The organism is Pseudomonas sp. 31-12, from assembly GCF_003151075.1.
In the GTDB taxonomy this organism is placed as follows: Bacteria; Pseudomonadota; Gammaproteobacteria; order Pseudomonadales; family Pseudomonadaceae; genus Aquipseudomonas.
Map to the genome: position 1 here is coordinate 2,815,952 of NZ_CP029482.1, position 19,551 is coordinate 2,835,502.

The window sequence follows — 19,551 nt, forward strand, 5'->3', positions numbered from 1 at the left end:
CGGAATAAAATCTTGAGCTTGCGGCCGGCGTGAGGTTTGCTGAAACGATGCACTGTGTCTGGAATGCTTTTGTAAAAGTTTATTGGAAAAAATATTCCACGTAAAAATTATTTGGAATAATTATTGATTATTCGGTCCCGGTCGTTTTAGTCTGCATCCCACCAAGAGCGTTCGGCGCCTGAAACGCCCCGAACGCAGGCTGATAAAAATAACAGGAGCCAGCATGGGCCAGACTCGTTTTGCCAGTGGGCGTCAATTGGATCTGATTTGCCTGGGGCGCCTTGGCGTCGACCTCTATGCGCAGCAAGTCGGGGCGCGGCTGGAGGATGTTTCAAGCTTCGCCAAGTACCTTGGCGGATCGTCCGCCAACATCGCTTTCGGCACCGCTCGGCTGGGGCTGAAATCGGCGATGCTGAGCCGGGTAGGGGACGACCACATGGGTCGGTTCCTGCTGGAATCCCTGGCGCGTGAAGGCTGTGATGTCAGCGGCGTCAAAGTCGATCCGGAGCGCCTGACCGCGATGGTCCTGCTGGGTCTCAAGGACCGCGAAACCTTTCCTTTAGTCTTCTACCGCGAAAACTGCGCCGACATGGCGTTGCGGGCCGAGGACATCAACGAAGCCTTTATTGCCTCCAGCAAAGCCTTGCTGATCACCGGCACCCATTTCTCCACCGACGGCGTCTACAAGGCGAGCATCCAGGCGCTGGATTACGCCGAGAAGCACAGCGTCAAACGGGTGCTGGATATCGACTATCGCCCGGTGCTGTGGGGGCTGGCCGGTAAGGCTGATGGCGAGACGCGATTCGTCGCCGATCAGAATGTCAGCCAGCATGTGCAGAAAATCCTGCCGCGTTTTGATCTGATTGTTGGCACTGAAGAAGAGTTTTTGATTGCTGGCGGTTCGGAGGATTTGCTCACGGCGTTGCGTAATGTCCGGCGTTTGAGCGATGCAACGTTAGTGGTGAAGCTCGGGCCGCAGGGTTGCACGGTGATTCACGGGGCGATTCCGGTGCGCCTTGAAGACGGGGCGATTTACCCTGGCGTTCGGGTGGAAGTGCTCAACGTGTTGGGGGCCGGCGATGCCTTTATGTCGGGCTTCCTCAGTGGTTGGCTGGAGGATGCCAGTGACGAGCGCTGCTGCCAGTTGGCCAATGCCTGCGGCGGTCTGGTGGTGTCGCGTCATGCTTGCGCCCCGGCGATGCCGACCCGCGCCGAACTCGATTACCTGTTTAACAGCCCGGTGCCGATTACCCGGCCGGATCAGGACGCGGTGTTGCAGCGGCTGCACCAGGTCAGCGTGCCGCGCAAACAGTGGCGGCAGCTGTTCATCTTTGCCTTTGATCATCGTGGGCAACTGGTGGAACTGGCGCACAAGGGCGGCCGAGACCTGAATGCTATCTGCGAGCTCAAGCAACTCTTTATCAAAGCCGTGGAGCGGGTTGAAACCGATTTGCGTGAGCAGGGTATTGATGCCGATGTCGGGCTGCTGGCTGATCAGCGTTTCGGCCAGGACTCGCTGAATGCCGCCACCGGTCGTGGCTGGTGGGTGGCGCGGCCGGTGGAAGTGCAGGGATCGCGGCCGTTGGCGTTCGAACATGGACGCTCGATTGGCAGCAACCTGATTGCCTGGCCGCAAGAGCAGATCATCAAGTGCCTGGTGCAATTCCATCCCGATGATGAGCCGTTGCTGCGCCTGGAGCAGGAAGCGCAGATCAAGGGTTTGTATCAGGCCTCCCAAGTCAGTGGGCATGAACTGCTGCTGGAAATCATCCCGCCGAAGGATCATCCGTCGACCCACCCGGACGTGCTGTATCGCGCGCTGAAGCGACTCTACAACCTGGGGATTTACCCGGCGTGGTGGAAGATCGAAGCGCAGAGTGCCGAGGAGTGGAAGCAACTTGATGAGCTGATTCAGGAGCGCGACCCGTATTGCCGCGGCGTGGTGTTGTTGGGGTTGAATGCGCCGGCGTCTGCGCTGGCCGAAGGGTTTCAGCAAGCGAGCCAGAGCCAGACCTGTCGCGGGTTCGCGGTGGGGAGGACGATTTTCCAGGAACCGAGCCGCGCGTGGCTGGCTGGTGAAATCGATGATGAGGAGCTGATCCGCCAAGTGCAGGGCACCTTCGTCGAACTCATCGATGCCTGGCGCACAGCCCGCGCCTGAACAAAGTTATGGGGTTGATTGGGCTTGTTGTGGCGAGGGGGCTTGCCCCCGTTCGAGTGCGTAGCACTCGCTATTTTGGGACCGCTTCGCGCTCCAGCGGGGGCAAGCCCCCTCGCCACAAAAGCACCACTGGCCACAAATGATTGGCCGAACATTTTAGAAAAAACAACAAAAGGTGCAGCCATGCCCGCTATCCGAATTGGCATCAACCCGATTTCCTGGAGCAACGACGACTTGCCGTCCCTCGGTGGCGAGACGCCGCTGAGCACTGCGTTGAGCGAAGGCAAGGAGATCGGTTACGAAGGTTTCGAACTCAACGGCAAATTCCCCAAGGATGCCAAAGGCGTCGGTGACGTGTTGCGGCCCTATGATCTGGCGTTGGTCTCGGGCTGGTATTCCAGCCGTCTGGCCCGTCGTTCGGTGGCGGAAGAAATCGACGCCATCGGCAGCCATGTCGAGCTGCTGGCGAAGAACGGCGCCAAGGTCCTGGTTTACGGTGAAGTGGCGGACTCGATCCAGGGCCAACGCATTCCCTTGGTCGAACGCCCGCGCTTCCACACCGAACAGGCCTGGCAGGAATACGCCGACAAGCTCACCGAACTGGCACGTTTCACCCTGTCCCAAGGCGTGCGCCTGGCGTATCACCACCACATGGGCGCTTACGTCGAATCCCCGGCCGACATCGACAAGCTGATGGCGCTGACCGGCAGCGAAGTCGGTCTGCTGTTCGATTCGGGCCATTGCTATATGGGTGGTGGCGAGCCGTTGCAGGTGCTGCGCAAACACATCGAACGCATCTGCCACGTGCATTTCAAGGACGTGCGCAAACCGGTGGTGCAACTGGCGCGCAACAATCTGTGGAGCTTTCCGGACTGCATCATCAACGGCACTTTCACCGTGCCCGGCGATGGTGACATCGACTTTGCCGCGCTGCTCGATGTGTTGCTGGCCAACGATTACCACGGCTGGCTGGTGGTCGAGGCCGAGCAAGACCCGGCCGTGGCCCCGAGCTACGTCTACGCGAAAAAGGGCTACGACACCCTGCGTGCGTTGCTCGACGAGAGGATTGCCTTATGAGCCTGCTGGTCAAAAGCAACGCCCGTGGCCGGACCATGGTCGAGTTGGGCGAGGGTGAACTGGAATACGTCGGCTTCGCCGCATACCGCTTGAGCCTGGGCGAAACCTTGCCGGTGGCGGCGGGTGATAAAGAACTGTGCCTGGTGCTGCTCAGCGGCCGGATCAGCATCAAGGGCGAAGCGCCGGGGCAGGGCGCCTTCGACTGGGACAACCTCGGCGATCGCCAGTCGGTGTTCGAAGACAAATCGCCGTTCGCTGCTTATTTGCCGCCGGGCAGTCAGGCGCAAGTCGTTGCGCTGAGCGATGTGCAGATCGCCGTCTGCGCCGCCCCGGGCTCAGCCGAAAAGGGCCTCGGCCCCCGTCTGATCAAACCCGACACCATGAAGCGCAGCGTGCGCGGCAAGGGTGCCAACACCCGTTACGTCTGCGACATCTTGCCGGATACCGAGCCCGCCCATTCGCTGCTGGTGGTGGAAGTGCGCACGCCGTCGGGACACTCGTCGAGCTATCCGCCGCACAAACACGACACCGACGACCTGCCGCACCAGAGCTTTCTCGAAGAAACCTATTACCACCAGATCAACCCGCCCCAGGGCTTCGTGTTCCAGCGCGTCTACACCGACGACCGCAGCATCGATCAAGCCATGGCCGTGGAAAACAGCGACCTCGTGGTCGTGCCCAAGGGCTATCACCCGGTCAGCGTGCCGTATGGCTACGAGTCGTATTACCTGAACGTGATGGCCGGCCCGAAACGCGTCTGGCAGTTCCATAACGATCCGCAGCACAGTTGGCTGCTCGACCTCTGATTTCACTTTCTGCACGGAGAACAAGAACAATGAGCAACGCCCCGGTCATCGGCCATTACCTCGACGGTCAAGTGCAAGACAGCGGCAGCGAGCGGTTCAGCAATGTCTTCAACCCGGCGACCGGCGAGGTGCAAGCGCGCGTCGGGCTGGCCAGTCAGAAAACCGTCGATGACGCCGTTGCCTCGGCCCTGAAAGCATTCCCGGCCTGGTCCGAGCAATCGTCCTTGCGCCGTTCGCGGGTGATGTTCAAGTTCAAGGAACTGCTCGACCGTCATCACGATGAACTGGCGGAAATCATCAGCCGCGAACACGGCAAGGTATTCTCCGACGCAAAGGGCGAAGTCACCCGTGGCATCGAAATCGTTGAATACGCCTGCGGTGCGCCGAGCCTGCTGAAAACCGAGTTCAGCGACAACATCGGCGGCGGCATCGACAACTGGAACCTGCGCCAGCCACTGGGCGTGTGCGCCGGCGTCACGCCGTTCAATTTCCCGGTGATGGTGCCGCTGTGGATGATCCCGCTGGCGTTGGTCACCGGTAACTGCTTCATCCTCAAAACCTCCGAGCGCGACCCGTCCGCCAGTTTGCTGATGGCCCGCTTGCTGACCGAAGCCGGGTTGCCGGACGGCGTGTTCAGCGTGGTCCAGGGCGACAAGACCGCCGTCGATGCGCTGCTGCAACATCCGGACATCGAGGCGATTTCCTTTGTCGGCTCGACGCCGATTGCCGAGTACATTCACCAGCAAGCCACCTCGCGCGGCAAGCGGGTTCAGGCGCTGGGCGGTGCGAAGAATCACATGATCGTCATGCCCGATGCGGATCTGGATCAGGCCGCAGACGCCTTGATCGGCGCGGCTTTCGGTTCGGCGGGCGAGCGCTGCATGGCGATCTCGATTGCCGTTGCGGTGGGCGATGTTGGCGACCAGTTGATTGCCAAGCTGCTGCCGCGCATCGATCAGCTCAAGGTTGGCAATGGCATGCAGGGCGACAGCGACATGGGGCCGTTGGTGACGGCCGAACACAAGGCCAAGGTCGAAGGCTTCATAGATGAAGGCGTGGCCCAAGGCGCGCAGCTGATTGTCGACGGTCGCGGGTTCAAGGTGCCGGGCGCGGAGAACGGCTTCTTCGTCGGCGCGACGCTGTTCGATAACGTGACCACCGAAATGAGCATCTATCAGCAAGAGATCTTCGGCCCGGTGCTGGGCATCGTCCGCGTCCCGGATTTCGCCAGCGCCGTCGCTTTGATCAACGCCCACGAATTCGGCAACGGCGTGTCGTGTTTCACCAGCGACGGCGGCATCGCCCGCGCGTTTGCTCGCACCATCAAGGTCGGCATGGTCGGCATCAACGTGCCGATTCCGGTGCCCATGGCCTGGCACTCGTTCGGTGGCTGGAAGCGCTCGCTGTTTGGTGATCATCACGCCTATGGCGAGGAAGGCATTCGCTTCTACAGCCGCTACAAAAGCGTGATGCAGCGCTGGCCCGACAGCATCGCCAAGGGCCCTGAGTTCAGCATGCCGACAGCCAAATAATTCACCTGTGCGGAGAACAACAATAATGAGCAAGCCCCTGCGTTTCGCCCTGAACCGTATGGTCGCCCCACGTTTGTCACTGCCCGCGTTCATCGACCTGGCGGTGGCCCTCAAGGCCGATGCCATCGAGATTCGTAACGACCTTAAAGGCGTCGAGATCGAAGACGGTACTTCGGCCGAGCATGTCCGTGAATTGTGCGTGGCCCAAGGCATCACCGTGCTGTCGATCAACGCGCTGTATCCGTTTGATGTGTGGAGTGACGAGCGCCGGGTTCAGGCCTTGAAACTGGCGGCTTATGCCCGGGATTGCGGCGCGCAGGGTTTGGTCATGTGTCCGCTGAATGATCGTACCGATACGCGCAACGAAGCCGAACGCGCCGCCGGCTTGCGCACCGCGTTGAGTGAACTGGCGCCGATCCTGCGTGATCACGGCATTCTCGGTTTCATCGAGCCGCTGGGGTTTGAAGAATGCTCACTGCGCCTCAAGCGCACGGCGGTGGAGGCGATCAAGGCTGTCGGTGGGCTGGATGTGTTCCGGCTGGTTCACGACACCTTTCACCATCACCTTGCCGGCGAGTCCGAGTTTTTTCCCGAGTTGACCGGGCTGGTGCACATCTCTGGCGTGGAGGATGCCGAGGTGCCGCTGGCGACCATTCGCGACGGCCATCGCGTGCTGGTGGGCGAGGGCGACATTCTTGGCAACGCCGCGCAGATCGACACCTTGCTCAGCAGCGGTTACAGCGGCTACCTGTCGTTCGAACCGTTTGCCGACAGCGTCCATGGCCTGGCCAATATCCAGCAGGCCATCGGCGCAAGCATGGATCACCTGAACAAATCCCAGGCCTGACATCGTATTCGAATTGATGGAGATCAACTGTGGGAGCGAGCCTGCTCGCGATGACGGCGGCACATGCAAAATTAATGTCGCCTGAAACACCGCCATCGCGAGCAGGCTCGCTCCCACAGTGATCGCATTTCACAGCACACACCGGATTCAGCTTCAAAGGAAGGTGCCGCATGACCACAACAAGACTGACCATGGCCCAGGCCCTGGTGAAATTCCTCGATAACCAGTACATCGAGGTCGATGGCGTCCAGAGCAAATTCGTCGCCGGGATCTTTACCATTTTCGGCCACGGCAACGTGCTGGGCCTGGGGCAAGCCCTGGAGCAGGACAGCGGCGACCTGATCGTCCATCAGGGCCGCAACGAGCAAGGCATGGCCCATGCCGCCATCGGTTTCGCCAAGCAACACCTGCGGCGCAAGATCTACGCCTGCTCCTCATCCGTCGGCCCGGGCGCGGCGAACATGCTGACCGCCGCCGCGACGGCCACCGCCAACCGTATTCCCTTGCTGTTGTTGCCCGGTGATGTCTACGCCTGCCGCCAGCCGGACCCGGTGCTGCAACAGATCGAACAGTTCCACGACTTGAGCATCAGCACCAACGACGCGTTCAAGGCCGTGAGCAAATACTGGGACCGCATCAACCGCCCCGAGCAGTTGATGACCGCGGCGATCCACGCCATGCGCGTGCTCACCGACCCTGCCGAAACCGGCGCCGTGACCCTGGCCTTGCCGCAAGACGTGCAAGGCGAGGCCTACGACTATCCTGATTACTTTCTGCAAAAACGCGTGCACCGCATCGAGCGTCGTCCGGCCACCGAAGCGATGCTCGGCGATGCCTTGGCGCTGTTCAAAGGCAAGCGCAAACCGCTGATCATCTGCGGTGGCGGGGTTCGTTATTCCGGTGCCAACGAAGCGTTGCAGGCGTTTGCCGAGCGTTTCGATATTCCCTTCGCTGAAACCCAGGCCGGCAAGAGTGCGGTGGTGTCCAGCCATCCGTTGAACGTCGGCGGAATTGGCGAAACCGGTTGTTTGGCGGCGAATCTGCTGGCCAAAGAGGCGGACCTGATCATCGGCATCGGCACCCGCTACAGCGATTTCACCACCGCGTCGAAATCTCTGTTTCAGCATCCGGACGTGCAATTTCTCAACCTCAACATCAGCCCGTGCGATGCCCTGAAACTGGATGGCGTGCAACTGCTGGCGGATGCGAAAGCCGGTTTGCAGGCCTTGACCGATGCCTTGGGCGATTACCGTTCCGCGTGGGGCGATCAACCGCGCCAGGCCAAGGCGCAACTGGACGAGGAGGTCGATCGTCTCTATCAGGTCGAGTACCAGACCCAAGACTTCTCCCCGGAAATCAACGACCACATGGACCCGGCGGTCCTGCGTGAATTCATCGAGCTGACTGGCTCCTGCCTGACCCAGAGCCGCGTGCTCGGCGTGCTCAACGAAACCCTCGACGATGACGCCGTGATCGTCGCCGCCGCCGGCAGTCTGCCCGGTGACTTGCAGCGCAGCTGGCGCAGCAAGGGCGTGAACACCTATCACGTCGAATACGGTTATTCCTGCATGGGTTACGAGGTCAACGCCGCACTGGGCGTGAAGCTCGCCGAACCCGAGCGCGAGGTCTATGCGCTGGTCGGCGACGGCTCTTACATGATGCTGCACTCGGAACTGGCGACCTCGATCCAGGAGCGACGCAAGATCAATGTGGTGCTGCTGGACAACATGACCTTCGGCTGTATCAACAACTTGCAGATGGGCAACGGCATGGACAGCTTCGGCACCGAATTCCGTTTCCGCAATCCGGACACCGGCAAGCTCGATGGTGGTTTTGTGCCGGTGGATTTCGCCATGAGTGCGGCGGCCTATGGCTGCAAGACTTACAAAGTGAACACCGCTGACGAGCTGAAATCCGCGCTGGCGGATGCGCGCTTGCAGACCGTGTCGACGCTGATCGACATCAAGGTCCTGCCCAAAACCATGATTCATGGCTACCTGTCGTGGTGGCGGGTCGGCGTGGCGCAAGTCTCCACCAGCGCCCGCACCAACGCGGTGGCCAAGACCCTGAATGAACGACTGGCCAAGGCCCGTCAGTACTGATTGCCCTGAATCGAACACCAAGGAGTCCTTACATGTCATTAAAGTTAGGCGTCATCGGCACCGGGGCCATCGGCCAGGACCACATTCGTCGTTGCAGCCAGACCTTGCTCAACAGCCAGGTGGTCGCTGTCACCGACATCAATTTGCAGCAAGCGGTCAAGGTCGTTGCCGACCTGAAGCTGACCGCCGAGGTCTACCCGGACGGCCTGGCGCTGATCAACGCGCCAGAAGTCGAAGCGATCCTCGTCACCTCCTGGGGGCCGAGCCACGAAGCGTTTGTATTGGCGGCGATTGCGGCGGGTAAACCGGTGTTCTGCGAGAAGCCGCTGGCCGTCACCGCTGAAGGCTGCCGCAACATCGTCGAGGCCGAAGTGGCCCACGGCAAGCGCCTGGTCCAAGTGGGTTTCATGCGCCCCTATGACGAAGGGTATCGCGCCCTCAAAGCGGTGATCGACAGCGGCCAGATCGGCGAACCGCTGATGCTCCACTGCGCCCATCGCAACCCGACCGTGGGCGAGAATTACAAGACCGACATGGCCATCACCGACACGCTGATCCATGAACTCGACGTACTGCGCTGGTTGCTCGACGACGATTACGTGTCGGTGCAAGTGGTGTTTCCGCGCAAGAGCAGCAAGGCCCTCGCACATTTGAAAGACCCGCAAATCGTGCTGCTGGAAACCGCCAAAGGCACGCGCATCGACGTGGAAGTGTTCGTCAATTGCCAATACGGCTACGACATTCAGTGCGAAGTGGTGGGGGAGACCGGCATCGCCAAACTGCCGGAGCCTTCGCAGGTGCAACTGCGCAGCGGGGCGAAGCTGTCCAACGCGATTTTGATGGACTGGAAGGATCGCTTCATTGCCGCCTACGACGTTGAGTTGCAGGCGTTCATCGACGGCGTGCGTGCCGGGCAAGTGGGCGGTCCGTCGGCATGGGACGGCTTCGCCGCCGCAGTAGCTGCCGACGCCTGCATCGAAGCCCAAAACAGCGGCCAGATCGTAAAAGTCGCACTCCCTGACCGCCCCCACTTCTACGGTTGAGCACCGTCCCCTGTGGGAGCGAGCCTGCTCGCGATAGCGCCAGCACATTCAATATTAATGTCGACTGACACTCCGCTATCGCGAGCAGGCTCGCTCCCACAGGGGGCGTGTACATCCGGCAGCTATTTATAAGGAGAACATTTTCATGCGCATCGGACTTGTCGGCTACGGCCACGGCGGCCGGTTTTTCCATGCTCCGCTGATCAGCAGCCTCCCAGCAACGACGTTCGTGGGCGTGGTCACTCGCTCCCCGGAACGCCGACAACTGCTGGCGACTGAGCACCCGAGCGTACCGGCCTTCGACAGCATCGGCCAACTGGTGGAGGCCGGGATCGATGTGCTGGTGGTGTCCACGCCGCTCAAGGGCCGTCCGGCACTGGTGCTCGATGGCATCGAGCACGGTGTGGCGGTGGTCAGCGACAAACCGTTCGCCGCCGATGCGCAGCAAGCCCAGACCCTGATCACCATGGCCGAGCGCCAGGGCGTACAACTCAGCGTCTACCAGAACCGCCGCTGGGACTCGGACTTCCTCACCGTGCGCAAACTCGTCGAGTCCGGCGCCCTGGGCCCCATCACCCGTTTCGAATCACGGATCGAGCGTTACTCGCCGCAGTCGGTGAACAACGGCAGTGGCGGCGGCTTCCTGCGCGATTTGGGCAGCCACCTGGTGGATCAGGCGTTGCTGCTGTTCGGCCCGGTGACCCGGGTGTACGCCGAACTGGATTACCTGGAAAAAGACCAGGCCTTCGACAACGGCTTCTTTGTGTCCCTGACCCACGCCAACGGAGTGATCTCGCGCCTGGGCGGCAGTTGCCTGCAAAACACCCCCGGCCCGCGTTTTCGCGTGACGGGCACCCAAGGTTGTTACAGCGTCGATGGCCTGGACGGGCAGGAAGCTTCAGCGCTCGCCGGGCTCTCGCCGAAATCCGAGGGTGAGCGCTGGGGCGTAGAAGAGCATCGGCGCTGGGGCTGGTTCGAACAGGGCGAAGTGCGCGAGCGGGTTCCCTCGGAGCGCGGGTGCTGGAACCAGTTCTATTTGCAGCTACAAACCGCGTTACAGAGCGGTGGCCCACTGCCTGTGGAGGCCCGTGATGCACTGGCGACCACCCGCGTTCTAGACGCTGCGCGGTTGAGTTTCGAACGGCGTAAGGTGGTGGAATTGAGCCCGTTTGAGAGCCATGGAACAAAATCAGAATAAAATTCTAAAATGAGTTGATATAGAAATAATATTCCAATAAAGTCATTTCCAGCGAACTGCCTCTCGCTCGTTTTCTCAGCTCTCCCGCTTGCCTGCTTACTGAAAATCGTCACGCCTCATCCATAAAACCAACAAGAATGTGGAGAAAGACTTTTCATGAAGACCAAGATCCGTTTTGCCTCACTGGCCTTGTCCCTGATGTTCGCCAGTGGCGCTGCCCTCGCCGACATGAAGATCGGCGTCAGCATGTCCCAGTTCGATGACACCTGGCTGACCTACCTGCGCGAATCCATGGACAAGAAAGCCAAGTCCTATCCCGACGGCGTGCAGTTGCAGTTCGAAGACGCCCGCAGCGACGTGGTCAAGCAGTTGAGCCAGGTCGAAAGCTTCATCAGCCAGAAAGTCGATGCCATCGTGGTTAACCCGGTGGACACCGCCGCCACCAAGAAAATCACCGAAGCCGCCGTCAAGGCCGGCATCCCGCTGGTCTACGTCAACCGTCGCCCCGATGACCTGAAGCTGCCCAAAGGCGTGGTCACGGTGGCCTCCAACGACCTCGAAGCCGGTGAAATGCAGATGCAATACCTGGCCGACAAGATGGGCGGCAAGGGCGATATCGTGATTCTGTTGGGCGACCTTGCGAACAACTCCACCACTAACCGCACCAAAGGCGTCAAAGAGGTGCTGGCCAAATACCCGAACATCAAGATCGAACAAGAACAGACCGGCACCTGGCTGCGGGATAAAGGCATGACCCTGGTCAACGATTGGCTGACCCAGGGCCGCAAGTTCGATGCGGTCGTGGCCAACAACGACGAAATGGCCATTGGTGCCGCGATGGCCCTGCAACAGGCCGGCGTCGACAAGGGCAGTGTGCTGATCGCCGGTGTCGACGGTACGCCGGACGGCTTGAACGCGATCAAGAAAGGCAGCCTGGCGGTTTCAGTGTTCCAGGACGCGAAAGGTCAGGCCGACGGCTCCATTGACACGGCAGTGAAAATGGCCAAAAACGAGCCGGTTGAACAGGCCGTATGGGTGCCATATCGCTTGATCACTCCGCAAAACGTCGACACGTTCAAATAGCTCGTCCGCCCCATAACAACAATAAGCACGCAAGGTCGCCACCGCGACCTTGCTGATGGAGTACCTGATCATGTTCGCTTCAGCGACTGCTTCAAGCACCCCGTTGGTGGGTATCCAGCCAACCGCAACACTTGTCGATGAGCCGTACCTGCTGGAGATCATCAACGTCAGCAAGGGTTTTCCCGGTGTGGTGGCGTTGTCCGACGTGCAGCTGCGGGTTCGCCCCGGCTCCGTGCTGGCGCTGATGGGCGAGAACGGCGCGGGCAAATCGACCCTGATGAAAATCATCGCCGGCATCTACCAGCCGGACGCAGGCGAACTGCGCCTTCGGGGCAAACCGGTGGTGTTCGACACGCCGCTGGCCGCGCTCCAGGCCGGGATCGCGATGATCCACCAGGAACTCAACCTGATGCCGCACATGAGCATCGCCGAGAACATCTGGATCGGCCGCGAGCAGCTCAACAGCCTGCACATGATCGACCATCGCGAGATGCACCGCTGCACCGCGAAATTGCTCGAACGCCTGCGGATCAACCTCGACCCGGAGGAGCAGGTCGGCAACCTGAGCATCGCCGAACGGCAGATGGTCGAGATCGCCAAGGCCGTGTCCTACGACTCCGACATCCTGATCATGGACGAACCGACCTCGGCCATTACCGACAAGGAAGTCGCGCACCTGTTCTCGATCATTGCCGACCTCAAGAGCCAGGGCAAAGGCATCATCTACATCACTCACAAAATGAACGAAGTGTTCGCCATCGCCGATGAAGTGGCGGTGTTTCGTGACGGCGCCTACATCGGCCTGCAACGGGCCGACAGCATGGACGGCGACAGCCTGATTTCGATGATGGTCGGCCGCGAGTTGAGCCAGTTGTTTCCGGTGCGTGAAAAACCCATCGGCGATCTGTTGCTGTCGGTGCGCGACCTCAAGCTGGAGGGGATTTTCAAAGGCGTGTCCTTCGACTTGCATGCGGGCGAGATTCTTGGCATCGCCGGGCTGATGGGCTCGGGTCGCACCAACGTTGCCGAAGCGATTTTCGGCATCACTCCTAGCGACGGTGGCGAGATTCGCCTCGACGGCGAAGTGGTGCGCATCAGCGATCCGCACATGGCGATCGAGAAGGGCTTCGCGCTGCTGACCGAGGATCGCAAGCTCAGCGGCCTGTTCCCGTGCCTGTCGGTGCTGGAGAACATGGAGATGGCAGTGCTGCCGCATTACGCCGGCCACGGCTTCATCCAGCAGAAAGCCTTGCGCGTGTTGTGTGAAGACATGTGCAAGAAACTGCGGGTGAAAACCCCGTCGCTGGAGCAGTGCATCGACACCTTGTCCGGCGGTAACCAGCAGAAAGCCTTGCTGGCGCGCTGGCTGATGACCAATCCACGGATCCTGATCCTCGACGAGCCGACCCGCGGCATCGATGTCGGCGCCAAGGCCGAGATCTACCGGCTCATTTCCTACCTCGCCAGCGAAGGCATGGCAGTGATCATGATTTCTTCGGAACTGCCGGAAGTGCTCGGCATGAGCGACCGGGTGATGGTCATGCACGAGGGCGACCTGATGGGCACCCTCGACCGCAGCGAAGCGACCCAGGAACGAGTCATGCAACTGGCCTCGGGTATGTCCGTACGCCATTGAATCAAGGGTGAGCAGAGTCCAGGGGTGAGCTGAGTTCAGTGGTGATCAGGGATTCTGTGGCGAGGGGATTTATCCCCGTTGGGCTGCGAAGCGGCCCCAAAAGAATGGGACTGCTGCGCAGTCCAACGGGGATAAATCCCCTCGCCACGAACAAGCTCTCTCGCCACATGCATTTTATTTAAAGGGTGGGTTATGAACGCAATTCTGGAAAACAAGCCAGCAACGGCACCGGTCAAGAGTCGCCGGCGCTTTCCGACCGAGTTAAGTATTTTCCTGGTGCTGATTGGTATCGGCCTGGTCTTCGAAGTGTTCGGCTGGATCGTGCGCGACCAGAGCTTCCTGATGAACTCCCAGCGCCTGGTGCTGATGATCCTGCAAGTGTCGATCATCGGCCTGCTCGCGATTGGCGTGACCCAGGTAATCATCACCACCGGTATCGACCTGTCCTCCGGTTCGGTGCTGGCGCTGTCGGCGATGATCGCGGCCAGCCTGGCGCAGACTTCGGACTTCTCCCGTGCGGTGTTTCCGTCACTGACTGACTTGCCGGTATGGATACCGGTGATCGTCGGGCTCGGCGTAGGACTGCTGGCGGGCGCGATCAACGGCAGCATCATTGCCATCACCGGCATTCCGCCGTTCATTGCCACCCTCGGCATGATGGTCTCAGCCCGTGGCCTGGCGCGTTACTACACCGAAGGTCAGCCGGTGAGCATGCTCTCGGATTCCTACACGGCCATCGGGCATGGCGCCATGCCGGTGATCATTTTCCTGGTGGTCGCGGTGATCTTTCACATAGCCCTGCGCTACACCAAGTACGGCAAGTACACCTACGCCATCGGCGGCAACATGCAGGCGGCGCGCACTTCGGGGATCAACGTCAAGCGTCATCTGGTGATCGTCTACAGCATCGCCGGTTTGCTGGCCGGCCTGGCGGGAGTGGTGGCCTCGGCACGTGCCGCGACCGGGCAGGCGGGGATGGGCATGTCTTATGAGCTGGACGCGATTGCCGCGGCGGTGATCGGCGGCACCAGCCTGGCCGGTGGCGTCGGGCGCATCACCGGCACCGTGATCGGCGCGTTGATTCTCGGGGTGATGGCCAGCGGGTTTACCTTTGTCGGGGTTGATGCGTATATTCAGGACATCATCAAGGGACTGATTATTGTGGTAGCGGTGGTGATCGACCAATACCGCAACAAGCGTAAACTCAAGCGCTGAGTCGTAGAACAGACAGCCAATGCGCCACGCCTGACCCGCGTGGCGCAGCCGTTTGTCTTCTCTATACAGCCGCTCGATTGAATTTCTTGCTATAAACGCACTCCGATAACCACCGCAAAGACTGCCATAGAGCACTTTCCGGGCTTTGTCGGACAAATTCGCTGTCTTTTCAGTTGCTGAGGCCTCAAGTCGGCCTTAGACTGCCGGCCCTCGTAAATTGAGTGCCGGGTGGCGCTTGGAATAAACGGCGCCTTTGCGACGGCCAGACCTGGTCCGCCGGAACGCTCCCTAATTCGCCTTAATGCACGTTTTTTTATAGAGATATCAATGACAAAGGACAAGTTGCTGGCCATGCCGGCGGATGACTACATGAATGCCGAGCAACATGCTTTCTTCTCCGAGCTGTTGCAGAACATGAAAGTCGAAACCCATGAGCGCATCGAACAGAACCGCATCGCCATCGAGAGCCTGGACACCCCAGCCGATCCGGCCGACGCTGCTTCTGTTGAAGAAGAGCGCACCTGGCTGGTGAACGCGATCGATCGCGACCAGCGCATGCTGCCTCAGTTGGAACAGGCTCTGGAACGCATCAAAGAAGACAGCTTCGGCTGGTGCGACGACAGCGGCGAGGCCATCGGCCTGAAACGCCTGCTGATCAGCCCGACCACCAAGTACTGCATCGAAGCTCAAGAGCGTCACGAACAGATCGACAAGCACCAGCGTCAGGCCTGATTTCGTAGCGCCCCGCATCGCGGGCAATCCCGCTCCCACGGTTCACGATGAACCTGGAGTGAGGCTTGCCCGCGATGCTTTTTGCTGTCTGCGAAAACCTCAAGCACTTCTATTGATCTGCTGCAACGCCCACTACTAATGGACCATAGATAATGGCCCTGTAGTGGCGTTTAATGCATGCACAACAATTAGAAGGTTCATGGGGTGACGAAGATGACGAGAGACGGATCTCTGGTTGCGGCAGTGCCTGCACCAGTGTTTTTGCCGAAAAACCCTTGGCTGACGCCAACCCTGCAAAGCGTCGCCCTGATGCTCTTGCTGTGCGGCATGGCGCTGGGTGGCTGGTCGCTTTACCTTTGCCTGCCACTGGCGGTGCTGGTGATCTGGCTGCCTCGACTGCGCACGCGCGCCACTCCCGAAGCAACGGCTGTCGACGGCGCCAGCGCCATCGCCGAGTTGACTCGCGATCTTTCCTACACCACCAGTCATAACGCCTTGTCGGCCGCAGGCGTCGCCTTTTCGGTCAAGCAACTGGCGGACAAACTGCAATCGCAACTCGACGCGGCGGCGCGAATCGTCAGCAACGCCGAAGTGATGATCGCGACCGAAAAAGCCACCTCGACACTTAGCCGCGAAGCCCTCAGTGCCGCCAGCGAAGCTCATCAGAGCAGCGCAGCCGGGCGCACGGAACTGATCAAGTCCATCAGCCGCATGCATCAGCTCAGTCAGCGCGCCAGTAACAGCCGCGAACTGATCGAGGCCCTGAGCCTGCGCAGTGACGATATCCAGCGGGTCACGTTGGTGATTCAGTCCATCGCCAGCCAGACCAACTTGCTGGCGTTGAACGCCGCGATCGAAGCGGCCCGGGCCGGGGAGCACGGTCGTGGATTTGCGGTGGTGGCGGATGAGGTTCGCGGTCTGGCGGCGCGCACGGCGACGGCGACTGGTGAAGTCGGGGAGATGGTCGCCGATATCCAGCAACGCACGGCGCAAGTGGTGGAGCAGATCCGCCAACTGTCCAGCGACCTCGACATCGGTGTCCAGCAGGTCGAGCACACTGGCCAGCACCTGGAAAACATTGCGCGCCTGGCCGCTGGCGTCGAGAGTCAGGTCGGAGAAATCGCCAAGGGCGCGGACACCAACCGCGAGCAACTCGACAGCCTGTTCCACGCCATCGAACAAATGCGCAGTGACCTGGCGGTCAGTGACCAACAGACCCAGCGACTGGCCCAGGCGGCGGTGCAAATGGAAGGTCAGGCCGAAACCATCAGCGAGCGTCTCGCCGAAGTCGGACTGGATGACTACCACCAACGGATTTATGACCTGGCCCGCGAAGGCGCCAGCCAGATTGCCGCGCGTTTCGAAGCGGATATCGATCAGGGTCGGGTCAGCCTCGATGACCTGTTCGATCGCAGTTACCAGCCGATCCCCAACACCAGCCCGGCCAAGTTTCAGACCCGCTTTGATCGCTACACCGATCAGGTTTTGCCGGTCATCCAGGAACCGTTGCTGCCGCGTCATGAAGGTCTGGTGTTTGCCATCGCCTGCACCCAGCAGGGTTACGTGCCGACCCATAACAAAATTTTCAGTCAGCCGCTGACTGGCGATGCGCAGGTTGATACGGTGCAAAATCGCACCAAACGCAAATTCGCCGACCGCACCGGCATCCGCTGCGGCAGCCATCAACAGCCGGTGTTGTTGCAGACCTACACCCGCGACACGGGCGAACTGATGCACGACCTCTCGGTGCCGATCATGGTCAAGGGGCGGCATTGGGGTGGGTTGCGGTTGGGTTATAAACCCGAGAGTCCTCGCTAGAAGCCTGATAACCGGTGAGCGAGCCTGACACTGAACTGTGGCGAGGGAGCTTGCTCCCGTTGGGCTGCGAAGCGGCCCGAAGATGGGACTGCTGCGCGGTCCAGCGGGAGCAAGCTCCCTCGCCACAGGTTATTGTTGACGCAAGACAGCCGAGCTAGTGAACCTGATGCATACGCAGGTTCAGGTCATCGACCACCCGCGCCCAATCGGCGTCTTCACGTAATTGTTCTTTGAGGAAGCCGGCTTGTTGCGGCGTCCAGAACTCGGCATCGATCAATTTCTTGTCGTCGGCCAAAGGCGAATGGCGGGCGATGAAATCGTCGATGGCTTTCTCGCTGGAGTTCAGGCCGAGCTGGTCGAACAAGCCTTTCAAGTCGTGTGTAGGTGAATCCATCTTTATCTCCTTGCGGTCGCGATCTGAGGTGCGGCTTCATTGCATCTGAGGGGGCCGCGCGTCAGGAGTTCGAAAGCGGTGTTGGAAAGCAGGAGAGAGCATAGACGGCAAATCCGACGATCAGGCTTTCAATGCACCGTTATCGACAGCAGTTTTCAGAGCCTGGGCAGCTTCTTTGGCGGCGATGGCAGCGACGTCCGAGGTTTTGAACCAGCGATCCTTCTCGACCTGGTGATACGTCACCGCGGTCAAGGGAGGTTTGGCACGCATGACAATGACTGCCTGGAATTCGCCTTCGACCTCTCTGGCTTCGCCCCGGATAAAAAATTCACCGATATCAAATTCCGTCACGTAGCTGCCTTCCCTTGGAAATATGTTGTTGTATTGAACGCCGTCCGTCCTGGGGACGGATTTCATTGGTCGGGCAGTATGGCAGCAGTTGCCTGCCGGCGGCTGAGTTAAGTCGCCGGTGTGACGAAACGTCTATAGGCATGAAGACAGACGAGGGCGTCAGCCGCGTAGCTCGAATGAGCGGGCGAGGGCGCAGGCTTCGTTATGGCAGCCACGGAAACCTCTTACACGACCCGTGGAAATTTCCTTGATATGGAAGAAGGAACTGCCCGCCAGCACGACCTGAAAGCGCGGCAGCAGAAGGCTTTCAGGCTGCAACTCATGGGGCTGGTACATCGCCGGGTGCAAGGGGGCGGAGCTGTTTGCGCGCGTTGCCTGCGAGGAAGCGAAGTGAGTCATGGTGCACATGTGAAGTCCTTTTCATTGTTTTACCGACGTGTGTACGTCGTTTTGGGTAGTCTCGGTGAGCATGGCTGCTCTAGAATCACCAACACCGGTTGGCGAATGGTGTTCATCTAAAGCAATTTTTTACTGGCGATATGTCGGAAAAGTGCTTTTTTTAGAGAGAAACTTCCCTAAAGTTGGTAATCCGGTTTCCTCTGGCTGCAAGAAGGGCGTTTTCCTTCAACACCTGACGACTTTCACAGAGGACGGCGCGAGGGGTATTCCAGTAATCTCACTGTCCTCGCGAGGCATGAGCACTCTGCTCGGCTCAGGATTTCAATTCGGGTCTTACGGTAAAACTTCGGCATGGCCGCTTTTTTCTGCTGTGCGCTTTTTCTGCGTGCGGCATCAATTTCAGATGTGGGGATGTTTCCTTGGCAGTAAGTAATCTCGATATGCATGCTTTGTTCGTGCTGGGTGATTTGCGCGCAAAGCTGGTTAAACAGTTCCAGTCACGTTTCGTTTACATCACCGAACAGAACGCTGAAGGCATTTACATTGCCGAGATCGACACCGAAGAGGCGTTGGTGGTCGATGACAAGCCAGGGCTCAAGCTCAAGGTCGGTGATCATTTCAGTGCTTCGGTATTGCCCAGTCGTGAAGGCGGCAAGCTCGACATCAAGTTCCGTGAAATCAAACTGACGGTGTACGGGCTGGGCGATTACGCCTTTGTCACCACCGCAGACGGTCACGCGATTGTGTTCAAGGAAGGTCATAGCGTGGTGATGGTCTTCGCCGCCCACCAGCAGTTGCAGGAAGGCCTGACCAAAACCCTGAAAGCCGTAACCGCCAAAGCCGCCAAGTGGCGCAAGGGCGAACTGGTGACGTTCAAGGCCAGCGAGTAATGACCCTGGCCCGCGCCGATTTCCACGAACAGAACCAGGCCAGTGCGCAAGTCGAAGCCCGGCGACTGTTCGAGCAGAAGGCTGTTCTGCAGGGAGGCTGGCTGAATTGGGTGGCGTCACAGATCTACACGCTGCGCCCGGCGGCGTACGCCAGCATGGTAAGAAGAGAGCTGGCAAGCTTGCAGGAAACTTCCGAAAAGTAATTCATGCCCTCTCGAAAGCAGGAACCTCTACTACAGTCAGTTGACTGAGTATTCAGAGGCTTGC

The 19,551-nt window shown here is 59.8% G+C and carries 18 protein-coding genes; 15 read left to right on the forward strand and 3 right to left on the reverse strand.

The features are described 5' to 3' along the window. Positions 1 to 223 precede the first annotated feature (223 nt). From iolC to DJ564_RS13290, 13 genes are all read left to right on the forward strand, one after another. Positions 224 to 2,161 (forward strand): 5-dehydro-2-deoxygluconokinase, encoded by a 1,938-nt coding sequence (gene iolC / locus DJ564_RS13230; protein WP_109629882.1) that lies wholly within the window; start codon positions 224 to 226, stop codon positions 2,159 to 2,161. 183 nt (positions 2,162 to 2,344) lie between these two features. Further along, positions 2,345 to 3,238 (forward strand): myo-inosose-2 dehydratase, encoded by an 894-nt coding sequence (iolE, locus tag DJ564_RS13235; protein WP_109629884.1) that lies wholly within the window; start codon positions 2,345 to 2,347, stop codon positions 3,236 to 3,238. Next, entirely contained in the window at positions 3,235 to 4,044 is an 810-nt protein-coding gene (iolB, locus tag DJ564_RS13240; protein ID WP_109629887.1) for a 5-deoxy-glucuronate isomerase, read from the forward strand. Before iolE ends, iolB begins: the two co-directional genes overlap by 4 nt. 29 nt (positions 4,045 to 4,073) lie before the next feature. Beyond that, entirely contained in the window at positions 4,074 to 5,576 is a 1,503-nt protein-coding gene (locus DJ564_RS13245; protein ID WP_109629890.1) for a CoA-acylating methylmalonate-semialdehyde dehydrogenase, read from the forward strand. Between the two features lie 25 nt (positions 5,577 to 5,601). Continuing rightward, positions 5,602 to 6,423: a TIM barrel protein gene (locus tag DJ564_RS13250; protein WP_109629893.1), complete on the forward strand. Its 822-nt coding sequence runs from the start codon at positions 5,602 to 5,604 to the stop codon at positions 6,421 to 6,423. Positions 6,424 to 6,593: 170 nt separating this feature from the next. Further along, positions 6,594 to 8,525: a 3D-(3,5/4)-trihydroxycyclohexane-1,2-dione acylhydrolase (decyclizing) gene (gene iolD / locus DJ564_RS13255; RefSeq protein ID WP_109629897.1), complete on the forward strand. Its 1,932-nt coding sequence runs from the start codon at positions 6,594 to 6,596 to the stop codon at positions 8,523 to 8,525. Positions 8,526 to 8,557: 32 nt separating this feature from the next. Further along, positions 8,558 to 9,568: a Gfo/Idh/MocA family protein gene (locus DJ564_RS13260; RefSeq protein WP_109629901.1), complete on the forward strand. Its 1,011-nt coding sequence runs from the start codon at positions 8,558 to 8,560 to the stop codon at positions 9,566 to 9,568. A gap of 145 nt (positions 9,569 to 9,713) precedes the next feature. Next, positions 9,714 to 10,766: a Gfo/Idh/MocA family protein gene (locus DJ564_RS13265; protein ID WP_109629904.1), complete on the forward strand. Its 1,053-nt coding sequence runs from the start codon at positions 9,714 to 9,716 to the stop codon at positions 10,764 to 10,766. Positions 10,767 to 10,922: 156 nt separating this feature from the next. Then, positions 10,923 to 11,849 carry a sugar ABC transporter substrate-binding protein gene (locus DJ564_RS13270; protein WP_010459630.1) on the forward strand — a complete coding sequence of 309 codons (927 nt, stop codon included), beginning with the start codon at positions 10,923 to 10,925 and terminating at the stop codon, positions 11,847 to 11,849. 70 nt (positions 11,850 to 11,919) lie between these two features. Then, positions 11,920 to 13,485, forward strand: a complete 1,566-nt coding sequence (locus DJ564_RS13275) for a sugar ABC transporter ATP-binding protein (RefSeq protein ID WP_109629907.1) — start codon at positions 11,920 to 11,922, stop codon at positions 13,483 to 13,485. A 192-nt stretch (positions 13,486 to 13,677) separates the two neighbouring features. After that, positions 13,678 to 14,700, forward strand: a complete 1,023-nt coding sequence (locus tag DJ564_RS13280) for an ABC transporter permease (protein WP_109629909.1) — start codon at positions 13,678 to 13,680, stop codon at positions 14,698 to 14,700. A gap of 327 nt (positions 14,701 to 15,027) precedes the next feature. Continuing rightward, positions 15,028 to 15,432, forward strand: coding sequence for a TraR/DksA family transcriptional regulator (locus DJ564_RS13285; RefSeq protein ID WP_007907888.1), 405 nt, complete (start codon positions 15,028 to 15,030; stop codon positions 15,430 to 15,432). A 594-nt stretch (positions 15,433 to 16,026) separates the two neighbouring features. Beyond that, positions 16,027 to 17,250, forward strand: a complete 1,224-nt coding sequence (locus tag DJ564_RS13290) for a methyl-accepting chemotaxis protein (RefSeq protein WP_371922078.1) — start codon at positions 16,027 to 16,029, stop codon at positions 17,248 to 17,250. 154 nt (positions 17,251 to 17,404) lie between these two features. On the opposite strand, the gene DJ564_RS13300 is transcribed toward DJ564_RS13290, so the two are convergent. From DJ564_RS13300 to DJ564_RS13310, 3 genes are all read right to left on the reverse strand, one after another. Further along, entirely contained in the window at positions 17,405 to 17,644 is a 240-nt protein-coding gene (locus tag DJ564_RS13300; RefSeq protein ID WP_109629915.1) for a DUF2789 domain-containing protein, read from the reverse strand. A 120-nt stretch (positions 17,645 to 17,764) separates the two neighbouring features. Then, positions 17,765 to 17,995 carry a hypothetical protein gene (locus DJ564_RS13305; protein WP_109629917.1) on the reverse strand — a complete coding sequence of 77 codons (231 nt, stop codon included), beginning with the start codon at positions 17,993 to 17,995 and terminating at the stop codon, positions 17,765 to 17,767. Between the two features lie 159 nt (positions 17,996 to 18,154). Further along, complete coding sequence (locus DJ564_RS13310; RefSeq protein WP_109629920.1) at positions 18,155 to 18,403, reverse strand: hypothetical protein; 249 nt, start codon at positions 18,401 to 18,403, stop codon at positions 18,155 to 18,157. A 410-nt stretch (positions 18,404 to 18,813) separates the two neighbouring features. Here DJ564_RS13310 and DJ564_RS13315 point away from each other — a divergent pair, with 410 nt between their 5' ends. Then, positions 18,814 to 19,284 carry a hypothetical protein gene (locus DJ564_RS13315; protein ID WP_109629923.1) on the forward strand — a complete coding sequence of 157 codons (471 nt, stop codon included), beginning with the start codon at positions 18,814 to 18,816 and terminating at the stop codon, positions 19,282 to 19,284. Continuing rightward, positions 19,284 to 19,487, forward strand: a complete 204-nt coding sequence (locus DJ564_RS13320; RefSeq protein WP_109629926.1) for a hypothetical protein — start codon at positions 19,284 to 19,286, stop codon at positions 19,485 to 19,487. Before DJ564_RS13315 ends, DJ564_RS13320 begins: the two co-directional genes overlap by 1 nt. The last annotated feature ends 64 nt before the right edge of the window (positions 19,488 to 19,551 follow it).

Excerpts from the sequence above, each read along its gene's own strand:
- DJ564_RS13285 (WP_007907888.1), top strand. The coding sequence starts at position 15,028 with ATGACAAAGGACAAGTTGCTGGCCATGCCGGCGGATGACTACATGAAT.
- iolC (WP_109629882.1), top strand. The coding sequence starts at position 224 with ATGGGCCAGACTCGTTTTGCCAGTGGGCGTCAATTGGATCTGATTTGC.
- iolB (WP_109629887.1), top strand. The coding sequence starts at position 3,235 with ATGAGCCTGCTGGTCAAAAGCAACGCCCGTGGCCGGACCATGGTCGAG.
- iolD (WP_109629897.1), top strand. The coding sequence starts at position 6,594 with ATGACCACAACAAGACTGACCATGGCCCAGGCCCTGGTGAAATTCCTC.
- DJ564_RS13280 (WP_109629909.1), top strand. The coding sequence starts at position 13,678 with ATGAACGCAATTCTGGAAAACAAGCCAGCAACGGCACCGGTCAAGAGT.
- iolE (WP_109629884.1), top strand. The coding sequence starts at position 2,345 with ATGCCCGCTATCCGAATTGGCATCAACCCGATTTCCTGGAGCAACGAC.
- DJ564_RS13275 (WP_109629907.1), top strand. The coding sequence starts at position 11,920 with ATGTTCGCTTCAGCGACTGCTTCAAGCACCCCGTTGGTGGGTATCCAG.
- DJ564_RS13290 (WP_371922078.1), top strand. The coding sequence starts at position 16,027 with ATGATCGCGACCGAAAAAGCCACCTCGACACTTAGCCGCGAAGCCCTC.
- DJ564_RS13270 (WP_010459630.1), top strand. The coding sequence starts at position 10,923 with ATGAAGACCAAGATCCGTTTTGCCTCACTGGCCTTGTCCCTGATGTTC.
- DJ564_RS13245 (WP_109629890.1), top strand. The coding sequence starts at position 4,074 with ATGAGCAACGCCCCGGTCATCGGCCATTACCTCGACGGTCAAGTGCAA.
- DJ564_RS13265 (WP_109629904.1), top strand. The coding sequence starts at position 9,714 with ATGCGCATCGGACTTGTCGGCTACGGCCACGGCGGCCGGTTTTTCCAT.
- DJ564_RS13260 (WP_109629901.1), top strand. The coding sequence starts at position 8,558 with ATGTCATTAAAGTTAGGCGTCATCGGCACCGGGGCCATCGGCCAGGAC.
- DJ564_RS13310 (WP_109629920.1), bottom strand. The coding sequence starts at position 18,403 with ATGTGCACCATGACTCACTTCGCTTCCTCGCAGGCAACGCGCGCAAAC.
- DJ564_RS13300 (WP_109629915.1), bottom strand. The coding sequence starts at position 17,644 with ATGGATTCACCTACACACGACTTGAAAGGCTTGTTCGACCAGCTCGGC.
- DJ564_RS13320 (WP_109629926.1), top strand. The coding sequence starts at position 19,284 with ATGACCCTGGCCCGCGCCGATTTCCACGAACAGAACCAGGCCAGTGCG.
- DJ564_RS13250 (WP_109629893.1), top strand. The coding sequence starts at position 5,602 with ATGAGCAAGCCCCTGCGTTTCGCCCTGAACCGTATGGTCGCCCCACGT.